This is a genomic window from Clostridium sp. 001 (assembly GCF_019056555.1).
Taxonomy (GTDB): Bacteria; Bacillota; Clostridia; order Clostridiales; family Clostridiaceae; genus Clostridium_B; species Clostridium_B ragsdalei.
This window is the reverse complement of record NZ_CP020473.1, coordinates 3,191,114-3,208,907: the sequence shown is the minus strand read 5'-3', so window position 1 is coordinate 3,208,907 and position 17,794 is coordinate 3,191,114. Positions and strand designations below refer to the sequence as shown.

At 31.0% G+C, this 17,794-nt stretch carries 24 protein-coding genes and 1 tRNA gene; 3 read left to right on the top strand and 22 right to left on the bottom strand.

All coding sequences use genetic code 11. From position 1 onward, the window contains the following. Positions 1-12: 12 nt before the first annotated feature. From B5S50_RS14945 to B5S50_RS14865, 17 genes are all read right to left on the bottom strand, one after another. Positions 13-159, bottom strand: coding sequence for a hypothetical protein (locus B5S50_RS14945; protein ID WP_217302210.1), 147 nt, complete (start codon positions 157-159; stop codon positions 13-15). 505 nt (positions 160-664) lie between these two features. Beyond that, positions 665-3,232 carry a CHC2 zinc finger domain-containing protein gene (locus tag B5S50_RS14940; RefSeq protein ID WP_217302209.1) on the bottom strand — a complete coding sequence of 856 codons (2,568 nt, stop codon included), beginning with the start codon at positions 3,230-3,232 and terminating at the stop codon, positions 665-667. A 35-nt stretch (positions 3,233-3,267) separates the two neighbouring features. After that, positions 3,268-3,927, bottom strand: a complete 660-nt coding sequence (locus B5S50_RS14935; RefSeq protein WP_217302208.1) for an ERCC4-type nuclease — start codon at positions 3,925-3,927, stop codon at positions 3,268-3,270. 12 nt (positions 3,928-3,939) lie between these two features. Continuing rightward, positions 3,940-4,095 (bottom strand): hypothetical protein, encoded by a 156-nt coding sequence (locus B5S50_RS14930; RefSeq protein WP_217302207.1) that lies wholly within the window; start codon positions 4,093-4,095, stop codon positions 3,940-3,942. A gap of 14 nt (positions 4,096-4,109) precedes the next feature. Further along, the gene (locus B5S50_RS14925) at positions 4,110-4,517 is read right to left on the bottom strand and encodes a single-stranded DNA-binding protein (protein ID WP_217302206.1); all 408 of its coding nucleotides are present in this window, start codon (positions 4,515-4,517) and stop codon (positions 4,110-4,112) included. A 12-nt stretch (positions 4,518-4,529) separates the two neighbouring features. Further along, positions 4,530-5,138: a metal-dependent phosphohydrolase gene (locus tag B5S50_RS14920; protein ID WP_217302205.1), complete on the bottom strand. Its 609-nt coding sequence runs from the start codon at positions 5,136-5,138 to the stop codon at positions 4,530-4,532. 13 nt (positions 5,139-5,151) lie between these two features. Next, a complete protein-coding gene (gene bet / locus B5S50_RS14915; RefSeq protein WP_217302204.1) occupies positions 5,152-6,111 on the bottom strand; it encodes a phage recombination protein Bet in 960 nt (319 codons plus the stop codon). Beyond that, positions 6,111-7,787, bottom strand: coding sequence for an AAA family ATPase (locus B5S50_RS14910; RefSeq protein WP_217302203.1), 1,677 nt, complete (start codon positions 7,785-7,787; stop codon positions 6,111-6,113). Before B5S50_RS14910 ends, bet begins: the two co-directional genes overlap by 1 nt. Before the next feature lie 15 nt (positions 7,788-7,802). Next, entirely contained in the window at positions 7,803-8,027 is a 225-nt protein-coding gene (locus B5S50_RS14905) for a hypothetical protein (RefSeq protein WP_217302202.1), read from the bottom strand. A 63-nt stretch (positions 8,028-8,090) separates the two neighbouring features. Further along, on the bottom strand, positions 8,091-8,255 hold the full coding sequence (locus tag B5S50_RS14900; protein WP_217302201.1) for a hypothetical protein: 165 nt from the start codon (positions 8,253-8,255) through the stop codon (positions 8,091-8,093). Beyond that, the gene (locus B5S50_RS14895) at positions 8,252-8,440 is read right to left on the bottom strand and encodes a hypothetical protein (protein ID WP_217302200.1); all 189 of its coding nucleotides are present in this window, start codon (positions 8,438-8,440) and stop codon (positions 8,252-8,254) included. Before B5S50_RS14895 ends, B5S50_RS14900 begins: the two co-directional genes overlap by 4 nt. Then, positions 8,437-8,706 carry a hypothetical protein gene (locus B5S50_RS14890; RefSeq protein ID WP_254306603.1) on the bottom strand — a complete coding sequence of 90 codons (270 nt, stop codon included), beginning with the start codon at positions 8,704-8,706 and terminating at the stop codon, positions 8,437-8,439. Before B5S50_RS14890 ends, B5S50_RS14895 begins: the two co-directional genes overlap by 4 nt. Before the next feature lie 9 nt (positions 8,707-8,715). Next, a complete protein-coding gene (locus B5S50_RS14885) occupies positions 8,716-8,925 on the bottom strand; it encodes a hypothetical protein (protein WP_217302198.1) in 210 nt (69 codons plus the stop codon). A 15-nt stretch (positions 8,926-8,940) separates the two neighbouring features. After that, positions 8,941-9,123, bottom strand: a complete 183-nt coding sequence (locus B5S50_RS14880) for a hypothetical protein (RefSeq protein WP_217302197.1) — start codon at positions 9,121-9,123, stop codon at positions 8,941-8,943. Positions 9,124-9,125: 2 nt separating this feature from the next. Beyond that, positions 9,126-9,344, bottom strand: a complete 219-nt coding sequence (locus B5S50_RS14875) for a hypothetical protein (protein ID WP_217302196.1) — start codon at positions 9,342-9,344, stop codon at positions 9,126-9,128. Between the two features lie 6 nt (positions 9,345-9,350). Continuing rightward, on the bottom strand, positions 9,351-9,677 hold the full coding sequence (locus B5S50_RS14870) for a helix-turn-helix domain-containing protein (RefSeq protein WP_217302195.1): 327 nt from the start codon (positions 9,675-9,677) through the stop codon (positions 9,351-9,353). Positions 9,678-9,896: 219 nt separating this feature from the next. Beyond that, on the bottom strand, positions 9,897-10,109 hold the full coding sequence (locus B5S50_RS14865; RefSeq protein ID WP_217302194.1) for a helix-turn-helix transcriptional regulator: 213 nt from the start codon (positions 10,107-10,109) through the stop codon (positions 9,897-9,899). Between the two features lie 236 nt (positions 10,110-10,345). Here B5S50_RS14865 and B5S50_RS14860 point away from each other — a divergent pair, with 236 nt between their 5' ends. The 3 genes from B5S50_RS14860 (at position 10,346) to B5S50_RS14850 (ending at position 12,378) form a co-directional block, all read left to right on the top strand. Then, a complete protein-coding gene (locus B5S50_RS14860; protein ID WP_217302193.1) occupies positions 10,346-10,705 on the top strand; it encodes a helix-turn-helix domain-containing protein in 360 nt (119 codons plus the stop codon). A 22-nt stretch (positions 10,706-10,727) separates the two neighbouring features. Next, complete coding sequence (locus tag B5S50_RS14855; protein WP_217302192.1) at positions 10,728-11,189, top strand: ImmA/IrrE family metallo-endopeptidase; 462 nt, start codon at positions 10,728-10,730, stop codon at positions 11,187-11,189. A gap of 82 nt (positions 11,190-11,271) precedes the next feature. Beyond that, on the top strand, positions 11,272-12,378 hold the full coding sequence (locus B5S50_RS14850; protein WP_217302191.1) for a site-specific integrase: 1,107 nt from the start codon (positions 11,272-11,274) through the stop codon (positions 12,376-12,378). A gap of 99 nt (positions 12,379-12,477) precedes the next feature. Here the strand turns inward: B5S50_RS14850 and B5S50_RS14845 are convergent. The 5 genes from B5S50_RS14845 to B5S50_RS14825 form a co-directional block, all read right to left on the bottom strand. Further along, positions 12,478-12,574: transfer RNA gene (locus B5S50_RS14845), tRNA-Sec, on the bottom strand. Between the two features lie 64 nt (positions 12,575-12,638). Then, the gene (gene selB / locus B5S50_RS14840; protein WP_065079315.1) at positions 12,639-14,546 is read right to left on the bottom strand and encodes a selenocysteine-specific translation elongation factor; all 1,908 of its coding nucleotides are present in this window, start codon (positions 14,544-14,546) and stop codon (positions 12,639-12,641) included. A gap of 60 nt (positions 14,547-14,606) precedes the next feature. After that, complete coding sequence (gene selA, locus B5S50_RS14835; RefSeq protein WP_217302190.1) at positions 14,607-15,989, bottom strand: L-seryl-tRNA(Sec) selenium transferase; 1,383 nt, start codon at positions 15,987-15,989, stop codon at positions 14,607-14,609. Between the two features lie 26 nt (positions 15,990-16,015). Continuing rightward, positions 16,016-17,050 carry a selenide, water dikinase SelD gene (gene selD, locus B5S50_RS14830; protein WP_154105005.1) on the bottom strand — a complete coding sequence of 345 codons (1,035 nt, stop codon included), beginning with the start codon at positions 17,048-17,050 and terminating at the stop codon, positions 16,016-16,018. A 74-nt stretch (positions 17,051-17,124) separates the two neighbouring features. Further along, the gene (locus B5S50_RS14825) at positions 17,125-17,742 is read right to left on the bottom strand and encodes a helix-hairpin-helix domain-containing protein (protein ID WP_065079318.1); all 618 of its coding nucleotides are present in this window, start codon (positions 17,740-17,742) and stop codon (positions 17,125-17,127) included. Between the last annotated feature and the right edge of the window lie 52 nt (positions 17,743-17,794).

Sequence of the window (17,794 nt, the reverse complement as noted above, 5' to 3'; positions counted from 1 at the left end):
CAGCTCCTTAATTTACTCTAATGTTTTAATTCGTTTTCCGCATTCTGCTTTTTCTGCCTGAAGCTTGGCTACTTGCTTAAAATCTTTTCTATTCTCAGCATCTAAAATATCAACTTCAATTTGCTTTATTTTTGTTTTATAAAAATCAGTAATTTCCAATTTAACTCACCTCATTTTATTTACATTTAATTGAATTAATTGTTTTAAATCACTTGTAATTAATTCCATACGACTTATTTGTACTACTTTTTTATGCTAAAATCTCTTATTTTTTTATTTTACTTAAAATACATTTAAACCATTGATACAACTAACTCTGTAAATGTTTTTATATACTCAGGTTACCTTTTTGGTTACCCTATTGAGTAACCTTGGAACGCCAGTATTACCAAGACTTTAAGACATATTTTCATTGGTTACCTTTTTATAAAAATACTGTGTGTATGTTTTATATGTGTGTATGTAAACCTCACATAGAACATATATATTTATATTTTAAGTAACTTTTATATAATAATATATATAAAGCCTTGATAATACTAGCTTGCAGAGGTTACCCAAAGGTTACCTTTTAGTATTTGCAATATTCTAATAGCAAGCTTCAAACCCTTTATTAGCAATGTTTTCTATTGGTTACCCAAATGGTTACCTTTTGGTTACTATTTTATTTAAACGGAATTATGTTATCTACTTCTGTGACATCTTCCAACTCAGGTGGAATAATAGAATTAACTTTCAATTTTCTTAACATTTCTTTGCTATAAGTATCAAATTTTACTGATTTATCATTAACTTTTATGACTTTATTTGATACTCCATTTAAATATCCTGCCTTCATTGCTTGCTTTCTAAAGTCCTTAACTCCCAGTGAAATTACATCAGTATTACCAACCTTATTTATATACTCATTTATCTGATTTATCATTTCAGTAGTTTTTATAAATATGCCATCACCTCTATATTTGACAACATTCTCATATTCATAAGCTCGGCCATCTTCTATCAAGTCATTATATAAATTAAGCATACTTTCCACTGCTGAATATATCTCAACTCCATTTTCCAGCACCTCGGTTTTTATGTTTTCCATGACATAATCTACATAGTTGCTTATTGGAGCTATATCATTTTTCTTAAGTAGAATATTAAATATCTCAATGCCGCAGCATATATTTATTGCAGTATTTGAAGGTCTATCCTTCAACCCCTTAATAAGCGGAATAATACTTTTTCTGATTTCTGCATATTCTTCTACCTTCAAATTCAAGACAGTATCAATTAAACTCCTGCCAAATTTATTTAATATGCTTTCATTTTCCGTGATCCACTTCATAGCCTGGGTATGTTTTTCAGTTCTTTCCCTTTTTCCTAAGTAAACTATGCAGCTTCTTTCAATTAAGGCTTTTTCTTGATTGGGATAGCTTTCTTCTCCTGCAATTATTACAGGCCTATTTAATTGATAGTACTCTACATTCAGAGATTTATTTCCCCTGGAAACTGTATCTCTATCATATAAATTTCTTAAAATATCAGATATTTTTAATATCTTATACCTGTCCATTCGTGAAGGTTTAAATTCATCATATATCTTAGGGTAATTTCCTAGACTTAATCCCTTTATCATTCCAAAAGGGCTTGCAGCACCTATGGCCTCTTTAGCATTTTTAGGGTAATTTAAAATTGGAATTATAACATTTTCAATTATGGTAGATTTTCCACTTCCTGATTCTCCAACAATTAATAAGTGATGTAGCTTTTGCTTTATCTGTTGGTTTTGATAAACTGCTAAATCATTTATTACAGTTCCAATTATGGGAATTGTTTTATCTGGAGTAGCAAACTTAAAAATGTGTTTTTTAATTTCTTTTAATTCTTCTTTATTTATAAGATCTATTTCCATTATGTTTACATTGTCTTTTCCATTGGATTTTATATTTTTAAATACTTTTCCATTTCCTATAGCTCCATCATTAGTGATAAAAATAATGTTTCCATTTTTATCGGTGAATTTAACTCCCTGGTGGATTTCTTCTAATTCCAGAGCAAAATATTTATTTATCCAGTCTTTTAAATCGACTAATTCCTCAACCCTGCCCTTAAAACTCAGGTCCAACGTTCCTAAGAAATTTCTAAAACTCCTCACATCATCAAAAACCGTTGAAACTCCTACTTTTTCTATAATATGACCGGTGGGAGATTTTAAAACTAATTTAACTCCTTCCTGATCCTCGTCCTCAAAACTTATTCTAGTTGCTTCAACTAAATTGAAATTAGTTAAATACTTTTTATACTTTTCAGCATCTTCACCCTTGCCTTTATAGGCTATTTTATATATACCGCCTTTATTTTGTTGAAGTTCATATTCTGATTTTAAATCTAAGGATCTATCAAAAACATTTAGTAAATCTTTTTTATCGTGGCCAACTTCTAACCAGTCAGTAACATCTTTGTTATCTCCTAGATTTTTTATTCCAGGTAAATTTATAAATTTAAATGACTTGGCTGTACGAAATAGCTTTTTATATATTGACCACTTGTATATTTCTCCTGCTTCTCCCGTATCACCGCAAATGTATAAGTATGCATTTTCATACATAGACAAATCTTTTGCATTTTTAACACTGGTAGCAACACAATCACTTCTTTTAAGTACAGAGTTAAGATTATTTACATCTTTTTCGCCTTCACATATAATTATTACTTTTCCATTTTTAATTCCCTCTATGACGTTATACAGGTTATATGGTAACTCTTCAGAACCACGTTTATTAATTACATTGTCGCCTTCAATATGATAGTAAGAAAGTCGCTTTTCGCCTTTATCGTTCTTGAACTTGGCTTTAAAATATGCGATTTCGCCCTTATCGTTCGTAAAAGGAAATAATCCTATAAGCTTATCCTTCCACTTATTTTCTTTTATCTGCCAATCTATGAAGCCTTGTACCCTTTCAACTTGCTGTTCTTGAACACTTTTTTCAACTGTAAGCCCCAAATACTCCCGGGCTTGGTTATATGTCATGTTTTTAATTTTTTCTATAAAGTCTATTGCATCCCCTACTTCTCCACAACCAAAACATTTAAATTTATATTTGTTTGCATCTGGAAAAAACTTAATAGATAGGGAAGGTGTTTTTTCATTATGGAAGGGGCACTTTATGTACCCCTGTCTATTAAAATGTTCTCCTGTTTCTCTTTCTATCAATTCTTTTAAGTCAATGTCTTGCAGTTCCACCTTCTCACCTCTTTTCTAAAGTACAAATTTAATTATTATTGAGCTTTAACTTCCAGTTCCTTTTCCTCAATAAATCCTTTATGAACTAAAATATTTCTTACGCCGTACCTTAGAGTGTTGTATATCTCACTTGCTATAACTTCTTTGCTATAAGGCCTTATTATTGTATGAAATTCTCTTTCCAGAGCTTTAAGTCTTGCATATAAAGTATGAGATTTATATTGGGACCTGTAATTACCTAATCTAATATTCTTATCAAAATTCTCATCTTCTAAAAAAATGTAAAACTCTATATCATGTCTATTCATATTAGAAAATTCATATTTAAGCCTGTTGTAGTCAGTTTTAAGAACTTTAGTTAAATATTTTTCTCCTAACAACTCAATTGTTTCCTTTTTTATTTCATTTAAATTAGTTTTTTTATCTTTTAAATTCATTGCCAATTCATCAATGCAAAATTTTCTTTCTATTATCAATTCATCTGTAAAATAAATATCTCTTGTTTGTCCTCCAAAACTTCCTAAAGGTAGATAACAGCTATAATCACCATAATCAAGTTTTTGTATTTTATATTCTTTTTTATTTTTGCTTAACCAGCTTAATATATGGAGGTTGACCTGTTCTCTTGAATCCACTAAGATTACTATATTGTTTAATATTTCGGTTATTTCCTTGTTAGTAAATTTATAAATCATTTAATCACCTGCCTAGTTTTCTTTTTCGTTAAGATAATCTTCAAACAATCTTTCAAAGAAATGTAATTGCTCTAACAACTGTTCATCTGTCATTTTTTTGTAATCAGGCCCATGTCCAGGTGCAAATCTATATTTAGATAATTTCTTTAAAATCTCTTTTCTGTCCATTAAACTGGCCTCTTTTAGAACGGTATGTCCCCATCGTCCTCAACTTCTACATACTCAGCGTTATTACTTTGCTGAGTATTTTGACCTGAATTATTATTTGCCTTATCTCCCCATTCTAAGAATTGAACTTCATCAGCAACTACTTCAGTGACATATCTTTTAGTACCATCTTTCGCTTCATAATTTCTTGTTTGAATTCTTCCTGCAATTCCTGCTAATTTACCTTTTGTTAAATAATTGGCAGCACTTTCAGCTTGTTTATTCCAAACCACTATAGGTACAAAATCAGCTTCCTGCTGTCCTTCTTTTTTAAACCTTCTATCAACTGCTAATGTAAATTTTGTTACTGCTGTACCATTGCCGGGTAAAAACTGCAAGTCAGGATCTTTGGTTAATCTTCCCATTAAAACAACTCTATTCAATTAAAATCACCTCTAAGCTTTAAATGACATTTGTTTTGAACTTTCGCCAGGCTCTAAATGTACCTCTAGTAAATAACTTGTCTCCATATCTGCCGTATGAAGTGCAACTGCTGCCGGAAATATACTGTACGTATTATTTAAATTCATTTGCATTTCTTTAGGCTCTGAAGCTCCCATGTGCCACCTTATTAAAAATATTTCTTCTCTGGTCAGTCTTATAAAATTTTGGAGCATTATAACTGATTTCTCACCATGTCCTATAGGAAAATCATCTTGTACTTTATAGCCTTGATAACTTTCCCACCTATTGGAGTCATTCTTTCTCCAGCATGTTTGCTTATTATAAAAATTAATTTTGCAAAAATCATGTAATAGTGAAGATATAATTACTGTTTCATCAGACAATCCTAAATCAAATCGTTTATTCTTTTCTGAAAATAATGTGTGAACATTTAAACTATGTTCTGCCAAACCACCATCATAGTTGCCATGATATTTAGTGGAGGCAGGAGCTTCAAAGAAGTCGCTGCTCTCCAAATATTTAAGGACTCTATCCATGCCTTTTCTTTCTGTACTATTTAATAATTCAATTATTTTATTTTTAATTTCTTCCGATTTCATTTTTTACTCCTCTCTAAAATGGATCTATATCATCATTTTCAGTATTTTCCTCTACTTCTTTAACTGGTTGCTCTTCCACAACTGGCTCAACATCTATAACCTGCTTATATTCTTCAAGAGCTTTTAATAGCTCATTTGCACTGTCATAGGTTAGTTTTCTAAGACTTGCACCCCGTTCATTAGCAAATGTTTCAAGCTTACTTATATCTGCTTCTCTGCCTTCACCTTCTACTAATCCTTTTTGTTCTCCAAGCTGCATAATATATTGCTTTTGTTCTTTTTGAGCCGGCTTTGGTGGGTCTGGTATTTCGTTCTCTTTTTCAAGTTCCTTCTCTGGATCTACTGGATCTGTTTTCAGGTCCTTATCATCAATATTCATTTCTTCAGCTACATATAATCCTTCAAAATCTTCTGGATATGCTTCTCTAAGTGCTTGTACTAAAGCTACTTTTCTTATCATTGTGGCTGGTCTTTTGGTCCAATTTGAATTAGTGGACCCATCTGATTTAGTACCTATATATTCATCAAGAGTGACAGTAATTTCAGTAGGAAATTTTTTATTTTTTCTATAAGCTTTGGCCCAACCACCAACTAATTTTTCCTGACCTTTAAGATAAAATGTTCCACTTCTTCGTTCAATTTCTTTTTTTAGGTTTATTACTATTATTCCGGCTTCATGACCTTCACTATCTGGATTCCTTGATTCTCGTTTTGTAAATGTATCTTTTCCAACTATCATAGTAGCTGGCTTATTACCATATTTGACAAGGTATGCTTCTCTTAAAAACGGATTTAATTTCTGTCCTTTACATAATTGAAGGAAAACCCCTACTTCTTCATTTGTAACTTTTGTTGGATCTCCTGATACTAAATATTTCTTTACTATAGAAGATGTTAATTTTACCTTGCTGCCATTAACCTCATATTCAACCCTTGTCATTGCTTGAACTTCATCATTATTTAATCCTTGCATTATTTAAGTACCTCCACCTCTAATTTTTTATTTTCAACAACTCTAGCTATTAGCATTTGTGTATTTAATTCTTGTATTTGTGTAATACTTTCAGCATTATCAACGAATACTGGGAAATGTAAATCTAGCATATTGGCTATAAAATTACTCATTTCAAGACCTGCTTTAATCTTTTCTGCATTAGATAACTTATTGAATTCTCTACCTTCATAAAGAATTTTAAAATCATCCTTAAGTTCGCCATCTTTGTTTAATTTCTCAAATTGGAGCTTGACCTTATCTAAATATTTACCTATCATTTCAGACTGTTTTTTTAACTTTATAGAGTTGTATTGTTTACCTGCATCTATAACAACTTTTAATTCTGCTATCTTAAGTTTAGAATTTTCAATCTCTTTTTTAGATTGTTCTACATCATGCTCAATCTTTTCATTCTGCTTTAGCAGAGAATCTATATTTGCATTATGAATTAAAACTTGCGTTTCTTCTTCTTTAAGTTCTGACAATCTATCTCTCATTACTCGCAATTTTTCTTCATTCTCTTTGTTAATTTCATTTGTTTTATTTCTCAATTCTTCTATTTTTTTATCTATAACCTCAAGCTGCTTACCAATTAAAGTTTTCCATTTTGCAGATGCTTGACTGTTCTTCTCTGTAATTTTTTGATTTTCACTTGAAATCCTATTTATCTCAGCCTTTTTAAATTTACCTTCCTGAAGTACTTTTTCTAAATTGATACTTAAACTTTTTCTTATAGTTTCATTAATATCTATTTCATTACCGCACTTACCACATTTCACTATATTTTTACCTAAGTTGTCTATCTTTACTTTAATATCTTTATATTGTTTTAATAGTGAGTCTTTTTGAGCTTTCATAATAGATATATCTGTTGTTTGGGTTCCCTGAAATCCTAATGATAATTCAACTTCTAAATTTTGTTTTTCTTTTTCAAAATCTTTTATCTTAGGATCTTCAGGCAATATTTTTATAGTCTCTATTTTTGATTTAAAACTATTTAATTCCTTATCATCAAATACTTTCTTTTCTGGAATTTCTATAGGCTTGGATCCTTCAACAACACCTTCACAGAATATAATATTTTCTTCCTGCTCTTTCAGTTCTCCCCTTTTATCACTTAAAAATGTTTCAGGTACCTTAAATTTATTTTTTACTAATTTCTCTTTTAAAAAGTCTCCAAGTTCTTTAAATATCTCTTCCTTGTCTATAGGTTTTAATATGCTGCTTAATAAACTCTTTGCATTTTTAGGTGCTAACTCTGGAAAATAATAAGGATTAAATATGCTTAAAAAAATATCTTTATTCTTATATAAATCCCTTGTTAAATCATTATTACTTACCTTATCTTCATTCCAATAAATCTCGATGCTAGAACCTTTCTTTCTTCTTGTCAATGTTTGTGCTTGACCATCTAATTCAAATTCCATCATAACCTCAGTTAACTTGGGTTTTTTATCATTTACAAGTTTGGTAGTAGCCTTTTCATTTCCACTTATATCACAACCTGTCATGCACCAAACTATTGCATCACCTATACTTGATTTTCCAAGTCCATTGTCTCCAGTTATCTCAGTTCTATATCCTAGTGGAAACTCTACTTCTTTTAAATAACCCTTAAATCCTTTGATTGTAATTTTGTTTATTTGCAATTTCATCCTCTCTACCTCCCCTTATTTACCTGTATACTTACAATTAATCGTTTGGCTATCTGTTTCAATATCTAGCCTATTTTTATCATGTATCCATACGCATATCATCTGACAACTTGGATCTATCTTAAAATTAAGCTCTTTAACAAGCTTATTAGCTAAAAATTCAACTTTCTTTTGTTCAGGAATTTTATTCAATTTAATCTCAAGCCTATATTTCCAAAACTTAAATAGTTTTTTAAACATTCCTCTACCCCCATTGACTTATTTTCAATCCTATATTAAGATTGAACTAGCAAATTTTTTATTTTAGTCCTTTTGATAAGGGCTTTCTTTTTTTACTTCAAAACTAAGATTGCAGGCACTATTTGTACTCTTACAAGCATTAGGACAATTTTTATTTTTTGTACAATAAATACAACATAAAGCTTCTTTTAAATCTCTCGGACATCTGCCAACCTTACAATAAATCAACTTACTACCACCCTCTTTATTACCTTATAAGCTCTTAGAGCTATATGAGATACTTCATTTAAGTTTGTCCTCTTACCAAATTTAATGCGGTTTTCTCTTATATCATCTGTAGTCATTTTTAAAATTTCTTTAAACTCCTGGTCTGTTACTTCAATGCCTCCATTCTCAAATAATTGTTTTATCATGCTTTCACCTTCTTTCTAAAAGCTTTTAACCTCCTAAATGTGGCGTTCATACTCATTCCAAATATTTCACCAATAGATCTATATGTGAAACCTTGATTCCTTAATCTTTCCATTTCCATTAGATCCTTGACTGTTAGCTTTACATGCTTTTTCTTTCTACCAATAATCCTCTTTCCTCTATCTAAAATCTGAAATGCCTGCTCTACAGTAACCGGAAATTGGCTTGCTATTATTAAGGCGTACCAATTCTCATTCAACTTTTTCACCCCTTTCCTTTAATACCAACTTCCATCTTTTAAGATATGCAGCCAATCACCATCACTTAAAGTTACTTTTAAATATCCTTTAGATTTTTCTATTTTTACTGGTGCGTGGTCTTCTGGATGTTCCCATACCTTGTAGAACTTCTCACAAAACCATCTAAAAAGTTTCTTGTCTGCATCATTCAGCTTACTAAATCCTTTTACACTCTCAGCTTTAAACATTTTTCTTCCTCCTTTCTATGCTCCACACTCTTCCTCAAAATACTTTGCTACTTCATCAGGTGTATCAAAAGTTATACTATGTTTATAAATAGATGCCCCACCATAAGCACTTTTAGTCCTAACTAGTTTTATAAAATCATCACCCTCATTGTAATAATAGTTGTTAGTATAACTCGGATATATTTTGCTTTTTACCATATTTAATTCACCTCCAAACAATCTTCTAAACAATCTTCTAAATCAGCTCCGTTTAAATATGCCAGGCAATCCTTTAAATCCTTAAAACCTTCTGTCCAGGCGTCTCCTGTCTGATTGTCTATAGCTGTAAATCCTCCCTTGTCCAATACTAAAAACTGACCTATAGGTTTTCTAGTATCAATTACCTTGCCTGCTTCTTTTTCTGAAATTATTTTAATCATTTAATATCACCTGCTACTAACCATTAATTTTTCATTTTCATTTTGCTTAATATGTGTATCCTCCAAAAATACTTGACTTATTTTTAATAACTTTAATTGAGCTGTTTTAAGCTGTTCTTTTAACTGATTGTTTTCTTTTTCCAGTATTACTTCTTCCTCGGTCTTATAATCATTTTTTACAATTTTCATATACTCACAAAGCTGCTGTTCACTTACTCTTCTGTCAGAACCAACATAAAAACATTTAAGTTTATTTCTATTAATTTCATTAGTAACTGTTCTAGTTGTAACTTGTAAGATGTTAGCTACTTCGCTAAGTTTATAGGCCTTCACTGTTTTCTTAACCTCCTTTTAAATAGGCTTACTGTTAAAACTATTGATTAAATTTCTACCCCTCCTTTGTTTCAATATCTTCCATCTTTATGTCACTCAATTTTATAAATCCTCACCATCTTTCTTTTTTTTATTAAGCATTGCACTTAATTTATGTTATACAAGAGCTGTCTTTCTGAAACTTTTAGAATGGTTGCATTTTACTCATATAGCGTAATCTTATTCTAAAAAAGTATCATCCAATGAAATGTTTAATACCTTAGCTATAGAAACCATAACTGGCATACTAGGTTTTTTTCTTCCTTTTTCTATATCACAAACAAGTGATGTACTCTTGCCTATAGCTTCAGCTAATTCTGTTTGAGATATATTTTTAATTTTTCTAGCACTTATTACTGCATCCTTAAATTGTTCTTTAATTAATTCGTCCATTTTATCACCTCGTTTTTTTATTTTATTTACGCTTCATGAGTAAATTATAGTACGCATACAGCGTAACATCAAATTTCAAATATTCCGCTTTAAGCCTAAAACTTAAGATTAATAAAGGTATTCTTACTCTATCAGCGTATATCTAATTATTTCGCTGTTTTACGCTTACAGTCAATGTTTACACTAAAAGCGTAAAATAATATAATAAATACATAATCTAACAGGAGGTTAGTAATATGAAATTATCTGCTAAATTGAGAGAACTTAGAAATACAAATAATTTAACTTTAAAGGAACTATCTAAAAAAAGCGGTATTTCAGTATCCTTTATATCTGATATAGAAAATGGCAGACGTAATCCAAGTATAGAAACATTAAAATCATTAGCTAATGCACTTGGTATTTCAGCTGATGAATTCTTAAAGACAGATAACAATTCAAAAGAAAAACCTATAGATAAAATAAATAAATTAGTTAAAGATAGTGGGATAAACACAATTGCTGCTCATTTTGAAGGTGAAGAATTTACAGAAGATGATAAGGAAGATATAGAAAATTTTATAAAGTATGTGTTATCAAAGAAAAAGCAAAAATAATTTTTAGCCGAGGAGATGACATATGGAATACACTGACTTAATTAACGAAGTTGAAAAAGAAGGTATTGAAGTAGTTGAAATGAATTTTAAGGGTAAATCTAAAGGATATTATCTAGGTAATACAGTTGCTATAAATTCTAAAATAAAAACTACAGCTGAAAAAAAATGTACTTTAATTGAAGAAGTTGGACATGCTAAAACGTCTTCTGGTAATATCCTTGATAATAGGGACGTGAGAAATATTAAGCAGGAAAAAAGGGCGAGACGTTGGGGCTATGAAAAACTTGTAGGTATAGTAGATTTAATAAATGCTTTTAATGCTGGTGTTCATGGTAGATACGAAATATCACAATATTTAAATGTTACAGAAAACTTTTTGCAAAAATCTGTTGATTATTATAAAGAAAAGTATGGTATATATTTTGAAATAGATACTTATATAGTATGCTTTGAACCAAGTTTAACAATTTTTAAGAAGTATTAAGGGAGGTGGTACGCATGTAGGTACTATATATTTTTTAATTTTACAAGAACATTTGTTTGTAACAAAGGAGGATAATTTAAAAATGAGGGGTAGTATACGTAAAAGAGGTTCATTATGGGAATATACAATTAATCTCGAACCTGATCCTATAACAGGAAAAAGAAGGCGTAAAAGTAAGGGAGGTTTTAAAACTAAAAAAGATTGCGAAGCATCTATGAATAAAATATTAGTTAAAGTAGAAAATGGCGATTATTTTGAAGCATCTAATATGAATATTAGAGAATTTTTAGACCATTGGATAAACATTTACAAATCCAATATTGAAGCTTCAACTTATGAAAGGTATAAAGAATTTAGTAAAAACATAGCAAGCCATATTGGAGGAATGGAATTATCAAAATTAAAACCAATTCATATACAGAACATGTATAAAAATCTCGAAACAAATCTATCTAGTGGCACCGTACTTAAAATACATCGTATGTTTCATCTAGCTTTAAAACATGCAGTCAATTGGCAAATGATAAATAATAATCCTACTGACTATGTAACAGCTCCAAAACGAAATAAATTTGAAGTTAAAGTGTGGGATACTGATACATTAAATAATTTTTTAAAAGATATATATGGTACTAATTTATATATTCCTGCTATGCTGGCACTAACTACTGGAATGAGGGAAGGTGAAATAGCAGCATTAAAATGGGACAATGTAAATTTCAAGGAGCATTTTATTTCAGTAACCCATAACTTTCAAAGAGTTGGTAATAATTATGAGCTTAAATCTCCAAAAACAGCTAAATCCAAAAGGAATATTGCAATGATGGATTTAACATTTAAGGATTTAAAAACTCATAGAAAATCTCAAATAAAACATATGCTTAAAAATGAAACTAGTTATAATGATGAAGGCTTTGTATGTGCCTGGGATAACGGTCAGCCATATAGACCCCATTATATATCTGATATGTTTAGAAACAGTGTTAAAAAATTGGGATATCCAATTATAAGATTTCATGATCTTAGGCACACTCATGCCACCATGTTATTATCAAAAGGTGTTAACCCTAAAATAGTAAGTGAGAGATTAGGACATTCTACTGTATCTATAACATTAGATATCTATTCCCACGTATTGCCTAACATCCAGAAAGAAGCTGTAGAAAGACTAAATGATATATTCAAATAAAAATCTCATGTCGTCAAATGGTCGTCAAGTCTAAAATTCCTCAAAAGAAAAAAGCCTTAAAAGAATTTTATAAATCCTTCTAAAGCTTGTAATATCAACTGGCGGGAATATGTGAGAATCGAACTCACCCATCGTGGTATTAGCACGACAACACAGTTTTGAAGACTGGCAGGCACACCAGCACCTATCTACTCCCATTTCAAATCACCAAGTACTATTATAAGTAAACCAAAACCCAATGTCAACGAATTCATATGTGGTTAATAAAGGATTCTTTTATCTTCCATCCTCTTGGTAAACTTTATAGTATCAAAATGCTCCATAAGTGCTAAAGCATACTTTCTGCTGGTTTGTAGTTCATCTCTAAATTCAGCAATTGATATGTTTCCATGCTCCTTTATAAAATTTATTACAATATCTTTAGCCTTTTGATAGTACTCAGAGAGAAGCCAGAAATTCTCAGAAATTTTAACTATATCTTCCCTATCAACTAAAGATTCAAATACCATTCTAAATGATTTTTTATCCTTGCACCTACTCTCTAAATCCGAGTACTTTGGTGGAATAAACTTTTGCTTTTTAAACTCACTCAGTATATTTTTTCTAATATCATTCTGCATATCATTGTATTTAGGTTTAAAATCTATTAGGGATACAAAATTTTTGTAAGTATTTATAACATTTTTATCCTCTAAAAACTCCATTATACAATCATATATTTTTTGCTTAATTTTTTTCCCAAATACTTTATTTTTAATTTCTTCTTTTGATATTCCTATTTTTAAAGGATTATTTTCATGAAACTTTTCTAATATATCCTCTAATACATTAATTTTTTCATTCAAAAAATCTTTATGAAGATATACATTTTTTTCTCCTCCATTTAATATTACTATTGTTCCACTATCTACTAGCTTTTTTAACTGATTCTTTATGCTGACTTCGTTTTTACCCAAAGCCTTTAATATATCCTCTTCTTTAGGATAACTTTCGCTCAAATTTTTAATGACACCTTCTAGTATATTTTGTGTATTCCCTTTTTCCTTTATTCTTAACTCTTCTATATATTCCTCATTAAATCTTTTAGCTTTCTTAGCAGAAGGTTCTATTATGATTCCTCCACCTATTGTACTCATAGGAGAATAACTTCTTATTACAAATCTATCTTTTCTCTGGGAAGTAAGCTGCTTTTCCAATCTAAATTGAATGTAAGAATCTTCTCCTGGATTTACTTCCTTCTTATCAAGTATCACTACCCTACATATGATTTCACTGGTACCATGGTAAATCCTTACCCTTTGTCTATTCTTCAGAGGTTTTGGTGCACTCTTTAAATAATGTAATTTGCAATCTATCATGAGAGATGGTTCCATTAAATTTTCTAATGATATGACATCTCCCCTATCTATACTACTAGTTTTTACATTTGCTAAATTTATTCCGCATCTTTCACCTGCTTCAGCTTTTTTTACCTGTTTATCATTTATTTGTATGCCTCTCACTTTAGATAATACTTTGGAAGGATATATTTGTACTTGTTCACCTTCTCTAATACTTCCACTAATTACAGTACCCGTTACAACTGTGCCAAATCCACTTATAGAAAAAACTCTGTCTACAGGAAGCCTAAAATGTCCTCTTATATCTTTACAGGAAACATCTTCTGTAAGTCTATCTATTTCTCTTGCCAGAGAATCTAAACCAATTTTAGTTTTAGAAGAAACTTTGCATATGGGAGCATTCTCTAAAAAAGTTCCTTTAAACTCTTTCTTTATATCCTCTATTACCATATCCAGCCACTCTTCATCTACTAAATCTATTTTAGTAACCACAATTATACCTTTATTTACATTTAAAAGTTGAAGTATTTCAAAGTGCTCTCTAGTCTGCGGCATAACTCCCTCATCTGCTGCAATCACCATAAGTACTAAATCTATACCACTAACCCCAGCTAACATATTTTTTATAAATTTTTCGTGACCAGGTACATCTATAATTCCAGCTTTTTTTCCTGATGGCAAATCAAAGAAAGTAAATCCAAGGTTTATTGATATTCCTCTTTCTTTCTCTTCTTTTAAAGTGTCAGTTTCCCTTCCCGTCAAGGCTCTTATAAGTGCAGTTTTGCCATGGTCTATATGCCCCGCTGTTCCTATTACAACATGCCTCATACAAAATTACCTCCAAACTGAAATGTATCAAGTTAGGCATTTCAAAGAAAATACCTTAAGCTACAACTCTGTAAAAGCATCTACCAAAATATCAAAATCCCTATCTAGCATAGTTCTTAAATCCATTATAACTTGATTATGCGCTAATCGTACAATTATAGGTACTCTTCTCTTTCTAAACTTTTTATCAACCTGTTCTGGTGACACACTGCTGCTTTCTGCTTTAATTACATAGGTAGGTATTTTTTGTCCTGGCATGGATCCCCCTCCTACCATGGAATAATCTTCTTCTACAGTAAATTTAAAATTCAAATTCTTATCTTCAAGTTTCTCCTTCAAAATAAGAGCTCTGCGTTTTTGCTCGTATTCACTTGCAAGTATCATATGCAGTGTTGGTATATTTTTTATTGCTTCACTTTCATCTAGATAATATTTTAATGTGCCTTCAAGAGCTGCAAGAGTCATTTTATCTATTCTAAGAGCCCTTGTAAGCTGATTTTCTTTCATCTTGTCTATATATTTTTTCTTTCCTACAATTATGCCCGCCTGAGGCCCTCCCAGCATTTTATCTCCACTAAAAGTAACTACATCAACACCTTTATCTATGCTTTCCTGTACTGTAGGCTCATACTCAAATCCATATCTAGAAAAATCTATAAGTGTTCCACTTCCTATATCCTCTACTACCGGTATCCTGCTTTTTACTGATAGTTTCACCATTTCTTCTAAAGACACCTCTTCTGAAAAACCAATTATTTTAAAATTAGATGTGTGAACTTTTAAAAATGCTCCCGTATTTTCACTAAGGGCATTTTCATAATCTCTCAGATGAGTTTTATTAGTTGTTCCTACTTCCACAAGATTGACTCCACTAAATTCCATAACTTCAGGTATTCTAAAAGAACCCCCTATTTCCACCAGTTGTCCCCTAGACACTATGGCTTCCTTTCCACTGCAAAGAGTATTTAAAACCAAGACTACTGCAGCTGCATTGTTATTTACAACTAAAGAAGCCTCTGCTCCTGTAATCCTTTTAATCAGCTCTTCTACGTGGCTATACCTAGATCCTCTTGTGCCTTTTTCCAGGTCATATTCTAAATTACTATAATTATGAGCTGCATCAATTACATTCTTTAAAGCACCATCACTTAAAATGGATCTCCCTAGATTAGTATGTATGATAACTCCCGTAGCATTTATTACATTTTTCAAGTTGGGCTGCTTTTTTTCTTCAATTATTATTCTAAAGCTTTTCAATATACCTTCTTTTGTAAAGTCTTCAATTTTACCCTTTAAAATAAGATTTCTATAATTGTCTACAGCTTCTCTTAAAGATTCCATTACAATTTCTTTCATTGTAGTGCCAGTCTCTAATTTTACAATTTCTTCATTCAAGAGTTCATCCATTTTAGGAAGTTTTCTTAATAATTGTTTTTTATCCACAACTTGACTTTCACTCCTTTAAACCATTATTCTACTTCTATATATTTCTTCTCCTGAAAAGGTACGACTTCACCTATTACAGAAGATTTTACTTCAAGCTTTGAAAGTTCCTTCATAATTTTAATACCTTCTGATTTGCTGCAGGTTATAAGAAGTCCACCAGACGTCTGTGGATCAAATAAAATATCTTCCATCCACTCAGGTACATTTTCTATTGAATATTTACCTTTCAAATAGTCTTTATTTCTATATGCACCTGCCGGTACCAATCCCATTTCGGCATATTCTCTTGCCTCTTGTATATAAGGTATTCTACTTGCATAAAGCTTTAATGTAACACCAGATGCAGAAGCCATTTCATATCCGTGCCCCATAATTCCAAAACCAGTTATATCTGTACATGCACTTACAGAGTATTTACTTACTATTTCTCCTGCGTACTTATTTAAAGTAGACATAACTTTAATTGCCTTATCATAAGCTTCTTTAGATGCCATTTCTCCTTTTATTGCAGTATTAATTATTCCTATACCTAAAGGCTTAGTAAGTATAATTACATCCCCTACTTCAGATCCACAATTTTTAAGTATGTTACTAGGATGTACGAGTCCCATAACTGACAACCCATATTTAGGCTCATTATCCTCTACAGTATGGCCTCCAACTACTACTGCACCTGCTTCAATAACTTTATCAGCACCACCTCTTAGTATTTCTCCTAGCACCTCTTCAGGAAGACAGGAAGGAAAACAAACTATATTAAGTGCTACTTTAGGCTTTCCTCCCATCGCATATATATCACTTAGAGAATTTGCTGCAGCTATTTGACCAAAAGTATAAGGATCATCCACTATTGGTGTAAAAAAATCAAGTGTTTGTATTACTGCTGTATCATTATCTAATTTATAAACCGCAGCATCATCCGAAGTCTCTATTCCAACCATTAAATTTTCATTTTCCATTCGAGGTAACTTACCCAGTATTTTAGAAAGGACCTCCGGTCCTATTTTAGCTGCTCACCCAGAAGTTCGAGCAAGTTCTGTTAGTCTCTTATGCTTCAAAATAACACCTCCAATAGAAATTCATTCTCTACAATATTGTACACCATTTTATAACAAACTTCATCTATCTATATCTACCTTACCTCTATCTTATCCTTTATCTTTTCAATGGTTTTATCACCTATTCTTCCTACCTTTTTTAAATCCTCAATAGAAGAAAAATCCCCATTTTTTTCTCTATAGTCTATTATCTTTTGAGCAGTAACATCTCCAACTCCAGGTATTGTTTTTAATTCTTCTTTGGAAGCTTTGTTTATATTTACCTTTCCATCCTGTCCTACTCCTCCACTACTGCCTCCTTTCCCACCAGATTCAACCTTATTTGTCCCATTCTCTACTTTTTTGTCTACATATATATAATCTTCATCCTTTAACTTCTTAGCTAAATTTAGTTTACTTGTATCCGCTGCAGCTGTAAATCCACCTGCTTCCTTTACAATATCCTGTATTCTACTATCATTTTTCAATTTATACACTCCAGGATTTTTAACTTCTCCATTTACATATACGGTTATGCCTTTATATGGCTTACTTTTAGAGGCTTCTCCAGCATTATCCTGATCTTTAAATACTTCTTCACTCTTCACTGCAGTATTACTGGATGGTCTCGAGTTCACATACCCTATAATTAAGAATAAGGCAAATACAATCAAAATAACAATTGAACCTACAATTTTTTTCTTATCTCTCATTACTATTCCCCTCTTATATAATTGTAATTTGCAATGAAATATATTTATGTTT